The sequence below is a fragment of the Myxococcus faecalis genome (genome assembly GCF_050039385.1).
Taxonomy (GTDB): Bacteria; Myxococcota; Myxococcia; order Myxococcales; family Myxococcaceae; genus Myxococcus; species Myxococcus fulvus.
In genome coordinates, this window is sequence record NZ_CP144336.1 from 6,751,585 (window position 1) to 6,766,618 (window position 15,034).

Consider the following 15,034-nt stretch of genomic DNA (forward strand, 5'->3'; position numbering starts at 1 on the left):
ATCGTCCACCGCGCGACTGACCCGGTACACATTCGCATGACGCTCGCGGGGGAAGTGAAGCTGATGGACTTCGGCCTTGCGTCCGCGCGGCTGCCGGGTCAGCGGAGCACGCGCCGACCCGGCGCACGGGCGATGTCTATTGGGCCGCGCCCGCACCTGTGCGCTATCTTTAGCTCCGAATGTCCTTTCTTCGAACTTATGAATAGCACATTCTCAACTGGCGAGATTGTGACTTCGGAGAAATGTCTCGAACTCTATCGTACTGGTTGGCTTGGGAAGACCAAGCTTCCGCGTCAGTCCGAGTAACTGCTGGTGCCGCTTGTTTTTGTCGGATGATAGCTGGTGCTTAGTTTTTGAGACCTTCAAAATGCGTTTCTTGAGTTCCAGCTCTGCTGATTCCGCACGCGCCAGCTCGGCATCGAGCGTTGTGATGATCTTTATGATGATATCGCTGAACCCGGCCACTCCCCGGAGGTCAAGCTTTATGGGAGTGCCGCTGTAAACTGCATGGTGCTTTGGAACCTCTGCAACATGTAGTTGGCTAGGCGTTGCTATAGCCGCGAAGGCTGCGTAGGCCTCTTCTGCTTTTTTGTCTGCCTCCCCTCCATGATGAATGAGTGAGTTTCTGAGTTCTTTGAAATAGCGATAGCAGATCAGGAGGCTCTCCAAATGGCCAGTTGCATATTTTCGATTCTGCCGAAGCAATGGATAAAACACCCCCTTGATCAGATTTGATTCTGATGTAGTGATTCGGTCAATTGCATTTTGTACCCCTCTTGTTTTTGCCTTGGTGGTCTCGGTAGGGAACTGGAGTTCCTTTTCGTTCTCTTTTGTATCTGCCCCTAGGGTTCTGAGGGTCTGACGCAGCCATGCCTCAAAGGTAGCTATCGTGTTGATGAGTGCGAAGCGGGCGAATTCTTCTTGCTGCGACTCCCATGTTTGATCAAGGCAGGTTTTTCTTAGGTTAACTCCCTGGATTCCGCTGCCCTCAACGAATCGCCCCATAAGGCTTTCTTGGGGGGCGGAAGGGAGCGCTTGAAGGTAGCCACTGACTTGCCAACGCAGGTTCCACATCGCGGCGGCCGTTGGCCAAACAAAGTCAAAAAGCTCGACGAGGTTCTTTTGTGCGCCGGATGTAGATTCGAAGAAGGCCATTGCGTTTCCTGCTAGAGACGAGGCATGGAGAGTCTAGGCGACATGTGCAGGCAAGCAAGATTTCCATGCGCTCATGTTATGGTGAGGGTTGTGGTGAGGAGTGCTAGACATCACCCAAAGCGGCACTCGGACAATCCTATGATGCGCCCAGAGTTGTTGACGCTGGAGATGGTGCCGGTGGCGCTTGTCAATGGCGGGCACCTCCCTGAGTGTCTCCCCCTGCTGATAGCAACTTGTGGGTGTTGTCTTTCCAAAGCGGCTGGGTTGCGCCGTAGTGCGGGTGGGTCGAATGAAATGGGGGAGGACATGAAGGCACTATTCGGCGCGCAACCTTCCCCCCCGGCGAATGTAGGTGCGACGGAGGCTCGGGGCCAAGGTGGCTCCCTGAGTGAGTTACTTCCACGATGTCAGTTTACGCCCTTCGCACTGGCTTCGATGCTCCTTGATGGGTTTTCGCTTCGAGCAAGAAGACCGCAGCGGCAGCAGAATATCCACCACGAGTTGGAAGCATCGGCATCCATCTGCCAGGCAACGACGTGCGGCGCGGCGTGGATGCTCCACGTCGTCCTACCCAAAAATCCACTGGCTGAAATAGTTCTTCCAATGTTGCCTTGTCGGTTGGTGTAAAATTGAGCTTGGCAAAAGCAGTTGCGATAGGCTCTGTCCCCACGCGCAGGAAGAAAATTCCACCTCTACGAACTAGGTGGGCAATATGCTTTAGATAGCTAGTCCTGATGCGCTGGTTGCCAATATTCGAGAAGACCAAACGGTCCGAAACAAGATCGAATGATTTATTCAACTTTGCCAACTTCATCAGGTCGCGATGGTCGCCAACTGAGAAGGTGCACTTGTGCTCGATCTGATTTCGAAGCCACTTGCGCCGGGATCGTGCGTAGGCAACACAAAGTTCTGATCGGTCAAAGGCCGTCACCCGGCAGCCCGATTCTGCAAGAAACAAAGCGTCATCTCCAATGCCGCAGCCGATCTCAAGAACCTGAGCACCGGGCCACGCGGCGCCAAACACGAGCGCTGCCGCGATGTCTGCCGACGGTTCGTAAGGGATGTACTCGTTGTGGTTGTCGCTCATGCTACGGCAGCCTACGTACTTTCGACGCTCGCCGACAACTTCGCTGCGTGGAAACCAGTCGCTAGCAAGGACGGTCCATGGCGAACTCGTACCTTCCACCGCCTACCAAGGTGGCCCTATGGCTCCGAGGCGACGCTCGGCAAGCGGAGCGTGGCCAGGTCGGTCAAGCAGCTAGCAGTTCCTGAGTGATCAGGACTGGCCGCATGAGGTCTGTTGCCCTGTACGCGCGCGATGCAGGATGGTCAAGGCGTATAGTCGTTCGGGTTTCGGCGTCGCCGACCCTTGACTCTCCGGCTCCGAGGAGAACCGTGAGCGCTCCGCTGGGGTGGCCCGCCAGTCGGCCATGACCGCAGCGCTTTCGGCAGGGAACCTGCCATTGTGAAACAGGCAGAAGAGGCGTTCAAGAACGAGTTGCGCGTGCATAACCTACCGGGCAAGGGCTATGTTTCGTCCCGATATGCCCACCTGCCCAGTCGTGCCGAATGAATAGGACGAGGTTCCTTCAGCCACTCGATGACGGCATTGGGGCCTATTCACCCCGAGCGCTGCCTTGCGGCCGTAGAATCCGTCCGGCGCGCCGTGTCGGTCATCGCAGTGCTGGCTGCCTCTTCGTTTGGGAAGCAGCTGGCACAGCCTCCGGCCAGATGGAGCGCATAGACATCAAACGCAGTGGAGTTCGTCTAATTCAGGGCTGAGAAACGCTACACATGCCCTCCGGTTCGACGCCCGCAGCTACACCCACTTAAGACAGCGAGAATAAATAATGGGCAGCTACACAGACTTAATGATTGACGACTATGTGATTATTTCGACAAGGAGCATAGTCGATGAGACGGTCATGACGGTGTTCCGTGAAGCGGATAAGTACATCCGAGTTGTCCGAATTGACGATGATGGGACTCGCCATGAGACTGGCAAGTCAGTTCCCACTGATTTCGAGGTTGATGAAGAGGATGAACAAATTGACATCGGCTATGCGGCCCCAGGATGGGCGGTGAAAGATCGTCTCGACGTCATGGGCTTCACGCTCGATGCGACCCGAGACGTATATCAGCGCGGCATTAAGGCTCGGCTGGAGAGAATTAGAAATTGGCTCACTGAGTTCCCCGATTCGGTGCACTGGCTACAAGATATAGAGTTTCTACAGCAGCTCTCATTTGAAAAGTGGCTTACTGAGTTCGCTGAACTCAAGCGCCGCAGAGCATACGGCTACAATACCGATCCCCTGCACACGCCTGCAAAAGACCACATCAGCGTTTCGCCGATAGGTGCTTATCTGCTAGGTGGTGAGAGTGAGTATTTATTCCGTTTTCCCTCTGTCGATCCTCGCTTCTTTCTCCGCGCTGTGATTGAGGCCTGCGGTGACAACACCGTGCTGTCGCAAGACCTGAATGAAGTGGTTTCGGCTGGCCACTACCGATATTCAGACTTGGTGGCCTCCACGGCCAGCACGAATGCAGCAGAAGATCTCCTAGCCAACACGCGCGTCATTATACTTACAGAAGGGGTGACAGACCGTAGGGCGCTTGAGGGGGCACTTGGGGTTTTGTATCCACATCTGAGCGAATCCTTTGCATTTATGGACTTTGAGGGCGCGGCTGTTGCTGGCGGAGCGGGTCCCCTTGTGGCCACCGTAAAGGCGTTTGCTGGTGCCGGCATTGCAAATCGAGTGATTGCCCTCTTTGACAATGACACGGCCGCAAGAGCTGCGGTTCGCGGCTTGTCCCGTATCAAGCTCCCTGCCTCCATGGTGATTGCCCACTACCCGCCACTCGATTTTGCCAAGAACTATCCTACTCTAGGGCCATCAGGCGCGGCCACGATGGATGTTAATGGGCTGGCTGGGAGTGTGGAGCTTTATTTTGGTGAAGACGTATTGCGTCAAGAGAGCGGCTTGTTCGTGCCTGTTGTCTGGCGCAGCTTTGATGATGCTACAAGTTCATATCAGGGCGAGCTGTCTAGCAAGGCTGTGTTGCAGGCTAGGTTTTCTCAGAAGGTCGCCGCCGCAAGCGCCGATCCTTCCCTCATCAAGACTCTCGACTGGAGTGGCATGAAGCTAATTATTTCGCGATTGGTCGGTGCTTTCAGTAACAGGCCGACCCATATTTCAGATGACTAAACGGCCGATCATGATTCTCGCACGGACTCAGACGGCACGGTTGAACTCGGTCTGGCGCAGGCATGGACTGGCAGTGCCCCGAGCGTTGTGAGCGGTGAGGTTGGCATGGACCCGCCCCATCTGCCCGCTCAGGGTGCGGCTGCGATGGTTGCGGGTGACGTTGGCGTTCAGGTCCAACCAGACGCGCTCAATGCGGTTGGCGTCCGGGGGCAGTAGGGCGGCAGGAAGTGCAGCGCGACGCGGCCGCTCGCCTTCGTCTTGCCCTCCACCCACATCAGCTTCCCTGTGTCCGGGTGGAGCGCTCCAGCCAGGTACAGCTTTGGGGTACGCACGACAAGGCCCGAGCCGGGGCGCTGCACGACTGCTGCACAACTCACCACGCGCCACGGCCACCACCGCTAGGCACCGCCGCAGGGGGGAGCGGGCAGCCACTCCTTCAGTGAGCGGCGCTGCGGCCGCGACACACACGAACCCTACCTTACCCCTGGGCAGGGCCTTCCCGGTTTCTAGACTTCTGCGCACACAGAGCCGAACGGGAAGCGCACCTGCCGTTTCGTCCCGGTCAGCTCACGCTCGGCTGCTCACCAGCCCCGATTGAGAGTCATGAGCGGTGGTCCATGTGGTGCTCGACGCGGGCGAAACGGGAAGTGCGGTACGCGGGACTGGCGAATACAGAGGAATCCAACCCCTCGTGGTAGCGCGGTGCCCAGGCCATGGCCGGATGCACACCGGACGTGGGTTGCCTCCATTGCCCCGTTGGGGCGTGTTGCTGCTGCCACACTCCAACTGAGCCTCTCAGGTGGAGGTGTCCGTACGAGCCTCTGGGGGTAATGTGCGGACGCCAGTCAGAGCCAGACTGGTAATGCGACTGGTTCTGGGATGGCCATGGTCCCGATGGGACCAAATTTGGACCAAATCACCTGGACGCTCCTGAACTCTCCTGGACGGGAAGCCAGCCCTGTTTCAGAGGGGAAACCGGGCGGGCAGGCTTCGGTCCGAGTAGGGACCAAATCCGCCTGTGCGGCTTCGATTCCCGCCGCCTCCAGTTGAAAGGGCTCGTCATCCTCAGGGGGGCGAGCCACTTCGCTCACGCCGAGTTGGTGGAAGCGCTTCGTGCTCACGCCGTGGCGAGTGGCCCGGCCGGTCTGCTCCCTGCGGGTCTTGCAGGTTTTGAGTTGCAGTAGGGCGCTACACGGAGGCCCAGCTTCCAGACGGCTGGACTATTCCAGTGTGCGTTCTCCTTGACGATAGTGATTCGAGCATTTTGGACCTGTCACGTCGTTCAGATGTGGAAGGACTGGTAGTACCTTGAGTCTGCCTTTGCGCGACCCCTGTTGCGCTGGCACTCGGAGCGTCCTGCCCATGTCCAATCCATCTGACTCTCGGCCTGCCGGGAGCGCTGTCCCATGTCGCCCGAGCATCGCGCGCGTCCATGGCCTCTTCGAGTCGGAGACGGGCCTGCGTGTGACGATGGAGAGCGTCGCAGGGTTGCCGCTCAACACCCTGCTGTCCGTTGCCCAGGCGCGTGACCGCTACTTCTCCGAGGCGTTCATCCTCTACGGGAGCGCGGAGGTCGCGGTGGCCTTGGCCTGCGTGCATGCGCGCATGGACGACGCGAGCTTCGCGCTCGGCATCGTCAACCCGGTGGCAACGGAGCCCGGTGCAGCTCCGCGCCGTCGCACGTTGACGAAGCCGCTGACCGCGTAGCGGCGGCACCCCGTTCCCTTCACCACCACGGAGCCACCATCGGCGCGGCGCGAGTCGCTCCAGCCGACCGGGAGGCGTGTGTTCTTCGTGCCTCATCCCGGGGCACGCACAGGAGGCGTGTATGCACAGGAGTCGAAGCTGTCTGGCCGCCGCGCTGCTGCTGTTGCCGGCGACAGGAGGGGCCTCGGAGCCTTCAGCCCCGGAGGAAGAAGCCTCCACCGCTTCGGCCGCACCACCCGCGCGCAAGTGGCACTACCTGACGCGCGTGGAAACCACGTCGTTCGCGTTGCTGCCTCGCGCTGGCGCGGGGGATGACGAGGGCTTCGTGCAGGTTGCGCCCACGTTCATCCTCGACGGTGGTCCAGAGTTCGGCGTCAACGTGGGAGCGCCCGTGCGCTTTCGCCTGTGGGGCGGGAACGACGGCGGGACCCTCGTGCGTCGCGAGGACTGGGACACGCTCTCGGACTGGGGGCAGCTCGTTCGCGGCCTCAAGTTGGGTTCCGACGACGCGCCCCTTGGCGTCTGGTTCGGCGCGCTGGAGGAATACCGACTCCTCTCCGGCCATCTCGTCCGTCGCTACTCCAACCGCACGAATCCCGACTACCACCCGGCTGGGGGCATCTTCACGGGCACGTTGGGTCCGCTCTACACAGAAGCGTTCGCCTCGGATGTGCTCGGCGCGCGGCTGGTGGGCGCGGAGTTCTCCCTGGACCTGGAGCACATCCTCTTCGGGCAACCCGAGCAGCGGGGCCGGTACACGCTGGCCCTGTCCTCCGCCCATGACTGGGGGAGAGCGGGAGGAGCAGCGGCGTCGATGACGCTGGCCCACCTGGATGCCATGGCGGTGATGGTGGTGCGGCCCGGCATGGAGGCCTACGTGAACGCGGGGTGGGGCGGGCAGCCGGGAGAGGGCGGTGCTTGGGGCGCTGTCATGGGAGGCGGGGTGGACTCCCTCTCCGAGAGGTTCAACCTGCGCCTTAGGCTGGAGGCGAGGCGCCAGCATGGCGGCTTCCGACAAGGCTACTTCGGCGCGGACTACGAACTGGCGCGCTTCCAGGCGGCGGGCCCTGACGGCGTGCCACTTGCGGAGGCTCACTTCCCGGACGGCTACTCCGCATTCGGAGAAGCCCTCGTGGAGTGGGATGCCGTCAGTTACGGAGGGCCCTACAAGCACCTGAGCCTCTCGGTGGGCGCGGAAGCCTTCTCGTGGGGGCGCGTCGACGTGGACGGTCGCGTTGCGGTGCAGCTCTTCGAGCGCGCCTTGGAAGTCGCGTTGAAGGGGCTCGCGGTTGGAGCTTGGAAGATCGGGGCGCGCTACCTGGGGGCCGCGGAAGTCCGCTGGAGGTTCCTGGGTGGGAAGTTCTACGTGATGGGGACAGGCGGCACGCTGTTGTTCCCCACGGCGGACGGGACGTTGCGACCGGGGGCCTTCGCCTCGATGGGCTTGGGGGTGGACAATGCGCGCTGAAGCCCTGCTCCTGGTCGTGGTGCTGGCCACGGGATGCGCGTCGGTGCCGCATGCTTCCGGGCGTGGTGGAACGCTGAACTACACGCCTCGCGGGACGACCTCTCCCGAGCGGGTGGACGTGCTGAGTGACGAAGGCCCTCATGCCTCCGGCTCCCCTCCGTACTCCCTCGCGGGCTCTGGGGCTGGGCAGCGCCTCTTCCGTCATGTCGGGCCACGAGGTGAGGGAACGAAGGCAGCACCTGGCACCGCATCTGGAGCTGTCGGAGGCAGAGGCCCGCAAGCCGCCTCGGCGCGGCAAGCCTTCCTTGACTCCCTCGACGAGGTGAAGGACTCGCTGAAGGAGTCCGAAGCCATGTTCTCCAAACTCGCGAAGAGCGCTCCCGTGTTCAGTGGCAGGGCTCTCAGTGGGGGAGCGTTCACGCGCTATCTCGACCACGGCACCCATGAAGTGGCGTGGATTCGCGGCGCCCTCGGAAGCGCGACGATGCTGGCGGGGGACGCGTCGGAGGTGGGGGACTCGGAGCTGGAGTTGGCCCTCCTTCGCATGGCGGGTCCACGGCTCCAGTCCGCGATGTTCGGTGCCCTGCTGTTCGCCACCTGGGTGGACTTCCTCCAGCTCTCCGACGTCCTGCTGCGCGAGTGCCCGATGTGCGGCGACGAGAAGCTGTTCGTGGACCTCCACCGCGTTCAGGGCTTGATGGAGCCCACGCTCGCGGACCTCGCCTCTCGCGACCCCGAGCGAGTGGAGGCGGCGGCACTCGCGATGCCCGAGCTGATGGGGAAGCTGACGCGCGAGTTCAACAGGATGCACGCGGATGCCAGGGCCGCCATGGAGACCGGAGGCAAGGTCATGGTGGCGGCGCAGGTGTTGGAGATGCTCGCCATGATTTCCACGCTGAAGCTGGGGATGCCCAGGCTTCCACCTTCCGCCCCTGCGACGCTCGGCGTGGGACTCGTCATGAGTTCAGGCGGCGTCATGGCGGGCTCCCAGCTCGTCGTCTCCGCTGAGTGGGTGGAGATGATGCGAAGGCTGGTGCAGGCAGGCGTCATCTCACTTCCCGTCGTTAGCGCGGCGGTCCGCATCCACAGTGGACAGGTGATGATGGCGCAGGCGCACCAGGACTTGCCCGAGGGCGTGCGAGAAGCGCTGGGGGACAGTCCCGAGGTGCGCGGTATGCGGGTGACAGGTAGAGCTGGGGCGGGCATGTCCGAGGTGCCAAGGCACCATGTCATGCCGAAGGAGCACCGCGAGTGGTTCGAGCAGCGCGGCTTCAAGGGCGACATGGACATCGACCAGTTCTGTGTCCGCCTGGAGCAGGCCCATCACGAGGCGATTCACGGAGGGGGGAACTGGAGGCTGGGACGCACATGGCCCGGGGAGTGGAACCGGATGATCATGAAGGCGCTGCGGGAGGCTGAAGCAGAAAACGGCCAGAGGTTGACGCGGAACGAGATCTTGAGGCTCATCGCGGGATACTTGAAGGAGTACGACATCCCGATGAAGTTCATGAAGGGGACGAGCCGATGACCGACGGGCGTTCGTGGCAGGGGAACTGGAAGGCCCGTCTGTATGAGCGCGTCCGAGCGCGCGGCTACGATTCGCTGACCGCATTTGCCGAGGCACGCCCGACTGCTTCGCTCGCGGCACTGGCCGAGGAACTGGGGCCTGACGATGTTGCCGGAGTGCAGGTGTTCAGCGGGCTCGTAGCTGAAGCGGAGCGAAGCCATCAGGTCACTCGTTTGGTGCGTGGGCAGTTCGTGCGCGAACTGCATGCGAGCCTTCCTACTGGGTGGCCCTCTGTACGGGATGACACAAACCGATTCGATGTTGCCCAAGCCCTCGCTCGCTGGAGTAGCTACACCCCGGAGACGCATGAGGCGCGCGTGAAGCACGCCAGAGCTGCGCTTCGCACAAACCCGCCGCCGCCCGGTTGGCGTCCGATGGGCCCCGACGATGAGCTGCTCCGCATTCTCCTACCCGACGACGAAGCCTGAGCCGGAGATGGTGGCCCCGCCAGTGGGTGAGGCGGGGCACCACGTTGTAGCGCCGCCACGAGTCAATCTGGACGTCATGCAGAGGAGAAGGCGATGAGCGACGGAGCAGCTTGGCAGGGCAACATCAAGGCTCGCCTGTACGAACGGGTCCGCGAGCGAGGCTACGACTCGGTCACTGCCTTTGCCGAGGACCGCCCCACCGCATCCCTCATCGCGCTTGCAGAGGAGCTTGGCCCGGATGACGTTGCGGGCGTTCAGGTTTTCAAGGGACTGGTCGCCGAGGCTGAGCGCAACAAGAGGCTCACTCGATTGGTGCGCGGGCAACTCGTGAGGGAGTTGTACGAACATCTCCCTGGTGGCTGGCCTGTCGCACTGGAGGGAGAGGCACGAACGGATGTTGCGATAGCGCTCGGACAGTGGTTCGCCTACACCCCGGAAACACACCAAGAGCGTGTTGACCGCGCGAGTGACGCTCTCTTCGCCAATCCCCCGCCCGTTGGCTGGCGCCCGCTCGGTCCTGATGACGAGTTGCTTCGCACGCTCCTGCCGGACGACGAAGCCTGAACGAAGTGGGTAGCCCCTCGTGGCCGGAAGCGGCGGGAACTGGCGGCGGGGGACGGGTTCGATTAATGCTGCGGGGAATCAGGTGGGGGGAACGCTCGTGAACCTGCAAACCGAGTTCGCCGCGGCGGTTCGACGTCAAGACATCCACTTCGCCGTCCGCAGCCTGCTGGAGCCCGTCATCCAGCCGCAGTTGGCCACGTTGGATTCACGGCTGCTCGCGTCCCTGCTGGAGCTCTACTGCCAGCCGCTGCTCGTCGACATCGCGGACCGCCACGGCCTGCGCGTCGTCGATGCACCTCCCGAGGTGTATCCCCACTTCACGCTGCTGAAGGACGACTCGGACCGGGCCAAGGTCGCCGTCGATATCGAGGTGCGCTGGTCCACCGGGATGTCCGGGGGCGTGGTGATTCGCGAGTCGCTGGTACAGAGCCGCTTCCCGCTCGACGAGTACGCGGCGCACTGGGTGGTCTGCTTCTCGTTGGACGTGCGCGCCCCAACCGAGCGCATCGAGTGGCGCGTCGAGAAGCGCCAGCCCGGCGAGCGCTCCTCCCTGAATGGCTGGCATCCGGAAGCGCCGCCCGTGCCGGAACTGGTGCCCCGACTCCGGTAGCTACGGCGCGGACCTGGGCGTCGTCGCCGCCCCACTGGCCGCTGGCGTGGGAACCTGGGGCTTCGCGGGCTCGGCGGCCGGCGCCTCCGGCTCATGTCCGCGCAGCGCGATGGCGGGCAGCGACACAGTCAGCGCTCCCACGTCCAGGAAGCCATGGAACCCCTCCGAGTGCACCTTGGGGAGCATCCGGATACCCACGGGCGTCTGGGGACGAATCTCTACCACCGGGCCTGGGGTGATGCCCATCACGTTGCACGTGATGTCCCCGTTCAGCTCCACGTCACAACCCCAGCGGCGGCCCTGCGCGTAGCCCACCTCCAGCACCTTCACGTCCGGGTGCTTCTCCACCACGTGCCGCGACAGGGGCACGAAGTCATCGTTCCAGTCCGCGTCCCCGAGCCGCGTGTGCGCATTGCCCGCCAGCACCAGGAACACGTCCTGGGGCCGCGCGGCGCGAGGCTTCAACACCTTGCCCGCCATGTGCGCGTCACGCGCCTTCCCCTGGCTCATGTCCGTGTCCATCGCGACCACGGAAATCGCACGGCCCTGCGCCTTCAGCGCCCGCGCCCGGTCCAGCAAGTCCATCATCGCGCGGCTGCCTCGGCCGTCCTGCTGCACCTTGCGCCAGAAGTGGCCCCCGAGCAGCGCGTCCTGGTCCGCCGGCTTGCCCGCGCTCGCCAGGTACGCATCGATACGCGCCTGCTCCTTGTCGGGCACGGTGAGCGCGAGCGTGACGGCATGGCCCGCCTGCGAGGCCTCGCACATCAAATCTCCCACGCTCGCCGGCACCTCCCGCGTGCCCAACTGCTCACCGATGAGCACCGTGAGCCCCGCCTTCAGCAGCGGCTGGAACCCAGGGACCTTGCGCTCACAGGGCTCCTGCACCGGCTCCTTCCACCGCCGCAGATAGAAGGTCGGATCCCGCGCGAACGAGTCATCCCGCGACAGCTTCAGCGAGCCGGTGAGCGTCTCCAGCGAGGGGCGCGACTCCAGAATCAGGGTGAGCTGCCGCTCCAGCTCCAAGTCCCGCGTCCCCTGCGTGGCGCCGTCCAGCTCCACCCACGCCGCGGTGTCCCGCTCGCGCTGCGCCAGCTCCACCGGCGCGCCCCGGGCGCGGAACTCGTCCTCGAAGCGCTTCATGCCCACGAAGCGGTTGTGGATGGCGCCGCTCGCCTCGGGCTTGATTTCGACGTCGTTGCTGAAGGCGACGCGCTTCATCCGGAAGATGCGGATGATGCACTCGCGCTCGGAGAGGGACTCGCTGGACACCAGGTAGCGCGTGTGGTCGCCGTCGCTCTGGTAGCCCCAGGACTTCGTGCCGATCTGCGCCGCGCGCCACTCGGTCAGCAACAGCCGGGGGTCCTCCATGGGCTGGAGCACCCAACCTTCGTTCTTCAGGAGCTTCGCGGCCTCGGCGAGCGCCCGCTCCGGCGGCATCAGGAAGATGTGCTCGTACTTCGGCTGCTCCGGCTCCACGGGCGGCGGGGCGGGCTGGGTGGCCTCGGCCTGCTCGGGGGGACGGACGTTCCTCGCACAACCCGCGAGCAGCAACACCAGACCAGCCAGGGCTCGGTGCATCGATGGCCTCCCTTGTCGCGTCGGAGAACTCAGTGGCGGGGCTGGAACGCTCGGGGTCGAAAAGGATATCGGGGAGCCGCAAGCCCCCAGGGCGACGCACCACGTCGAGCACGCCCGCTCCCCGGCTGGAGGGCCCGGGGGGACGCAGGCCCCGTCGCCCGTCATCGCGGCGAGCAGGCGTCCTCCAGGGGCGTTATCCAGGCGCCCTACCTTCAGAGCAGGAGGAAGCGTTCCATGAGCGGCACCTCGTCACGACCTGTCGAAAAGAGCGGCGTCTTCAAGCTGGGCGGAGTGCTGCCCATCCATCGCCTGGGCTATGGCGCCATGCAGCTGACCGGCCCCGGCATCTGGGGACCGCCGAAGGACCGGGCGGAGGCGGTGCGCGTGCTGCGCCGCGCGGTGGAGCTGGGGGTGGACTTCATCGACACCGCCGACTCCTACGGCCCCTATGTGAGCGAGGAAATCATCGCCGAGGCCCTGCACCCGTACGCGAAGGGGCTGGTCATCGCGACCAAGGCGGGCCTGGTGCGCACCGGCCCCAATCAGTGGCACCCGGTGGGCGCGCCCAAGTACCTCCGCCAGGAGGTGGAGATGTCCCTGCGCCGCCTGAGGCTGGAGCGCATCGACCTGTTCCAACTGCACCGCATCGACCCGAGGGTCCCCGTCGAGGAGTCGCTGGGCGAGCTCAAGGCGCTCCAGAAGGAGGGCAAGCTCGGCCACATCGGCCTGTCGGAGGTCTCCGTCGAGGACATCCAGCGCGCGCGCAAGGTGGTGGACGTGGTGTCGGTGCAGAACCGCTACAACCTCACGGACCGCGTGCACGAGCAGGTGCTGGCGTACTGCGAGCAGGAGCAGCTGGGCTTCATCCCCTGGTTCCCGCTGGCCACCGGCGGGCTGGCGAAGCCGGGCGGCGCGCTCGACGCGGCGGCGCGCAAGCACCAGGCGAGCCCCGCGCAGATTGCCCTCGCGTGGCTCCTGGCCCGCTCGCCGGTGATGCTGCCCATCCCGGGCACCTCCTCGGTGAAGCACCTGGAGGAGAACCTCGCGGGCGCCGAGCTCTCACTGAGCAAGGACGAGCTGGCCGCGGTGGACGCCCAGGCCTCGGGCCGCTGAAGACGACGGCGCCCCGGCGGGCCGGCCCAGGTGCTCGGGCTGGCCTCCGGGGCGCCATCACTCCGCTTCGGGACTCAGGGGTTGGTCCAGATGCCCCAGTTCAGGAAGAAGTTCCGGATGGAGTTGCGCAGGCTGGTGGTCTGCGGCGTGCCCTGCGACGTGCCGTAGGTCCACACGGCGGCGTGGCCATAGGGCCCGTTCGGGCAGGAGGACTGGCCGTGGATGGCGATGGAGTGGCCATTCGAGATGGACGCCGACGCGAAGTAGGGGAAGGTCGGGGAGTAGGCATACACGTAGCCGTAGGAGTCCACGCGGCCGATGGTGCCGACGTTGGAGAACAGGGACACGCCACTGAGCTGGTTGAAGAACCCGCCGTTGCTGGCGCTCGTGTTCAACAGATACGTGCCGTCCACGCGATAGGAGCCCTGCTCGTACGCGGTGGCCGCGCCGGGGCTGGTATAGGCCGCGAAGGTGGAGCCGCTGATGCGGCCCTGGTGGTCGAAGCGCACCCGGCAGGTCGAGGTGCACGCGGCGATGCTCAGGCGGGGAACGAGGATGGGGAAGCGCGGGCCACCCGGCCAGGTGACGATCCACTCGATGTAATAGGTGATGATCCACCGCGAGCAGTTGAGCCGGAGGTTGACCTGGCTGATGCCGGAGAACCCGTAGGAGATGCCATTGCGCCCCAGGGCGGTGAGCGCGTGCTTGGCGCCGGGGCCGTTCGTGCCGCTGACGATGCCTCCGCTGTTGTTGATGTAGACGCTGTAACCGGAGCCCGAGGGGCTCTGGCCATAAACGGCCTGCCACACGCAGGTGCAGGGGCCCTGGACCTGGAGCTTCGAGAGCGCCAGTGAGTAGGCCACCGCCTGGCCGCGCAGGGCGGGATTGATGGCGACGACCTCGTCCAGCAGGTCGACCTCCTTGCCCTCACCGGCCTTCGCGGCGACCTCGGCGAGCGCCGCGTCCAGCTCCTCGCTCACGTGCAGCACGTCGCCGCTCGTCCCCGCGCCCGGCGCCACGGTGAGCTGGCACTCCTTGTCGTCAGGGCAGTCGAGGTTGAGGTTGTAGGGCTGCGTGAGGAGGGTCTCCTTGCCCTCCCTGTCCTCGAGCACCAGCCGCTGGGACCAGCCCGTCTCCCAGAACTCCTTGATGGCGCCATCCAGCGAGATCTCCGTCTCCTTGCCGGGCTCCGGCTGCACCTCCACGCTCGCCGTCCCCTCGTCCTTGCCGTTGTAGGACGTGAGCACGAGGCCGGAGGGGAGCTCCTGGTTGTCGGCCCACTGGATGCGGACCTTCAGTCCGCCTTCGCCCACCAGGGAGAGCCCGGTGATGGTCGCCGCGGCGCCCTTCTCCGCCTGCGGGTCTGGGTCGGCGGCGCGGGCCATCGGGGCCAGCAGCAGGCCTCCGAGCGCGAGCACGGACAGGGGCAGCGAGCGCAGCGGTTGCAGCACGAGGTCCAGAAGACCCCGCGTGGGACGGTATGACATGGGGAAACCCCTTATGAGACAGGAGGCACGGCCGACAGGGATTGTCGGTCGTGGTGTCTGTCAAAGCAGGTCTCGTGCCCGTGACATGGATTGTTTGTTTTTCCTGAGACAGCCCCCGGACCTCCCCGACCGAGGGGAGGTGGGAGTGTCG

The 15,034-nt window shown here is 64.1% G+C and carries 12 protein-coding genes; 8 read left to right on the plus strand and 4 right to left on the minus strand.

Annotated elements, in window-relative coordinates; genetic code table 11:
- Nucleotides 1–213: 213 nt before the first annotated feature.
- Both VZQ01_RS27150 and VZQ01_RS27155 read right to left on the minus strand, forming a co-directional pair.
- The gene (locus VZQ01_RS27150) at nt 214–1,155 is read right to left on the minus strand and encodes a hypothetical protein (protein ID WP_223751324.1); all 942 of its coding nucleotides are present in this window, start codon (nt 1,153–1,155) and stop codon (nt 214–216) included.
- A gap of 412 nt (nt 1,156–1,567) precedes the next feature.
- Complete coding sequence (locus VZQ01_RS27155) at nt 1,568–2,242, minus strand: class I SAM-dependent methyltransferase (RefSeq protein ID WP_223751325.1); 675 nt, start codon at nt 2,240–2,242, stop codon at nt 1,568–1,570.
- Between the two features lie 784 nt (nt 2,243–3,026).
- Here VZQ01_RS27155 and VZQ01_RS27160 point away from each other — a divergent pair.
- The 7 genes from VZQ01_RS27160 to VZQ01_RS27190 all read left to right on the plus strand — a co-directional run bounded on the left by VZQ01_RS27160 (nt 3,027) and on the right by VZQ01_RS27190 (nt 10,705).
- Nucleotides 3,027–4,361: a HEPN/Toprim-associated domain-containing protein gene (locus VZQ01_RS27160; RefSeq protein ID WP_426745079.1), complete on the plus strand. Its 1,335-nt coding sequence runs from the start codon at nt 3,027–3,029 to the stop codon at nt 4,359–4,361.
- Nucleotides 4,362–5,831: 1,470 nt separating this feature from the next.
- Nucleotides 5,832–6,068 (plus strand): hypothetical protein, encoded by a 237-nt coding sequence (locus tag VZQ01_RS27165; RefSeq protein ID WP_408889204.1) that lies wholly within the window; start codon nt 5,832–5,834, stop codon nt 6,066–6,068.
- 121 nt (nt 6,069–6,189) lie between these two features.
- Nucleotides 6,190–7,536 (plus strand): hypothetical protein, encoded by a 1,347-nt coding sequence (locus VZQ01_RS27170; protein WP_426745080.1) that lies wholly within the window; start codon nt 6,190–6,192, stop codon nt 7,534–7,536.
- Between the two features lie 352 nt (nt 7,537–7,888).
- The gene (locus VZQ01_RS27175; protein ID WP_426745081.1) at nt 7,889–9,064 is read left to right on the plus strand and encodes a DUF2380 domain-containing protein; all 1,176 of its coding nucleotides are present in this window, start codon (nt 7,889–7,891) and stop codon (nt 9,062–9,064) included.
- Nucleotides 9,061–9,531: an NUDIX hydrolase gene (locus VZQ01_RS27180; RefSeq protein ID WP_223751330.1), complete on the plus strand. Its 471-nt coding sequence runs from the start codon at nt 9,061–9,063 to the stop codon at nt 9,529–9,531. The genes VZQ01_RS27175 and VZQ01_RS27180 overlap by 4 nt, the downstream gene beginning before the upstream one ends.
- A gap of 93 nt (nt 9,532–9,624) precedes the next feature.
- Complete coding sequence (locus tag VZQ01_RS27185) at nt 9,625–10,095, plus strand: NUDIX hydrolase (RefSeq protein WP_426745082.1); 471 nt, start codon at nt 9,625–9,627, stop codon at nt 10,093–10,095.
- A gap of 97 nt (nt 10,096–10,192) precedes the next feature.
- Nucleotides 10,193–10,705 carry a type II restriction endonuclease gene (locus tag VZQ01_RS27190; protein WP_426745083.1) on the plus strand — a complete coding sequence of 171 codons (513 nt, stop codon included), beginning with the start codon at nt 10,193–10,195 and terminating at the stop codon, nt 10,703–10,705.
- On the opposite strand, the gene VZQ01_RS27195 is transcribed toward VZQ01_RS27190, so the two are convergent.
- Nucleotides 10,706–12,283 (minus strand): hypothetical protein, encoded by a 1,578-nt coding sequence (locus VZQ01_RS27195; RefSeq protein WP_223751333.1) that lies wholly within the window; start codon nt 12,281–12,283, stop codon nt 10,706–10,708.
- A gap of 234 nt (nt 12,284–12,517) precedes the next feature.
- On the opposite strand from VZQ01_RS27195, the gene VZQ01_RS27200 reads away from it, so the two are divergent.
- Nucleotides 12,518–13,396: an aldo/keto reductase gene (locus VZQ01_RS27200; protein ID WP_426745084.1), complete on the plus strand. Its 879-nt coding sequence runs from the start codon at nt 12,518–12,520 to the stop codon at nt 13,394–13,396.
- 74 nt (nt 13,397–13,470) lie between these two features.
- On the opposite strand, the gene VZQ01_RS27205 is transcribed toward VZQ01_RS27200, so the two are convergent.
- A complete protein-coding gene (locus tag VZQ01_RS27205; protein WP_267699546.1) occupies nt 13,471–14,883 on the minus strand; it encodes a hypothetical protein in 1,413 nt (470 codons plus the stop codon).
- Between the last annotated feature and the right edge of the window lie 151 nt (nt 14,884–15,034).

Coding starts and splice junctions, on each gene's coding strand:
- VZQ01_RS27185 (WP_426745082.1), top strand. CDS start 9,625: ATGAGCGACGGAGCAGCTTGGCAGGGCAACATCAAGGCTCGCCTGTAC.
- VZQ01_RS27205 (WP_267699546.1), bottom strand. CDS start 14,883: ATGTCATACCGTCCCACGCGGGGTCTTCTGGACCTCGTGCTGCAACCG.
- VZQ01_RS27150 (WP_223751324.1), bottom strand. CDS start 1,155: ATGGCCTTCTTCGAATCTACATCCGGCGCACAAAAGAACCTCGTCGAG.
- VZQ01_RS27165 (WP_408889204.1), top strand. CDS start 5,832: ATGGAGAGCGTCGCAGGGTTGCCGCTCAACACCCTGCTGTCCGTTGCC.
- VZQ01_RS27200 (WP_426745084.1), top strand. CDS start 12,518: ATGAGCGGCACCTCGTCACGACCTGTCGAAAAGAGCGGCGTCTTCAAG.
- VZQ01_RS27195 (WP_223751333.1), bottom strand. CDS start 12,283: ATGCACCGAGCCCTGGCTGGTCTGGTGTTGCTGCTCGCGGGTTGTGCG.
- VZQ01_RS27180 (WP_223751330.1), top strand. CDS start 9,061: ATGACCGACGGGCGTTCGTGGCAGGGGAACTGGAAGGCCCGTCTGTAT.
- VZQ01_RS27160 (WP_426745079.1), top strand. CDS start 3,027: ATGATTGACGACTATGTGATTATTTCGACAAGGAGCATAGTCGATGAG.
- VZQ01_RS27175 (WP_426745081.1), top strand. CDS start 7,889: ATGTTCTCCAAACTCGCGAAGAGCGCTCCCGTGTTCAGTGGCAGGGCT.
- VZQ01_RS27155 (WP_223751325.1), bottom strand. CDS start 2,242: ATGAGCGACAACCACAACGAGTACATCCCTTACGAACCGTCGGCAGAC.
- VZQ01_RS27170 (WP_426745080.1), top strand. CDS start 6,190: ATGCACAGGAGTCGAAGCTGTCTGGCCGCCGCGCTGCTGCTGTTGCCG.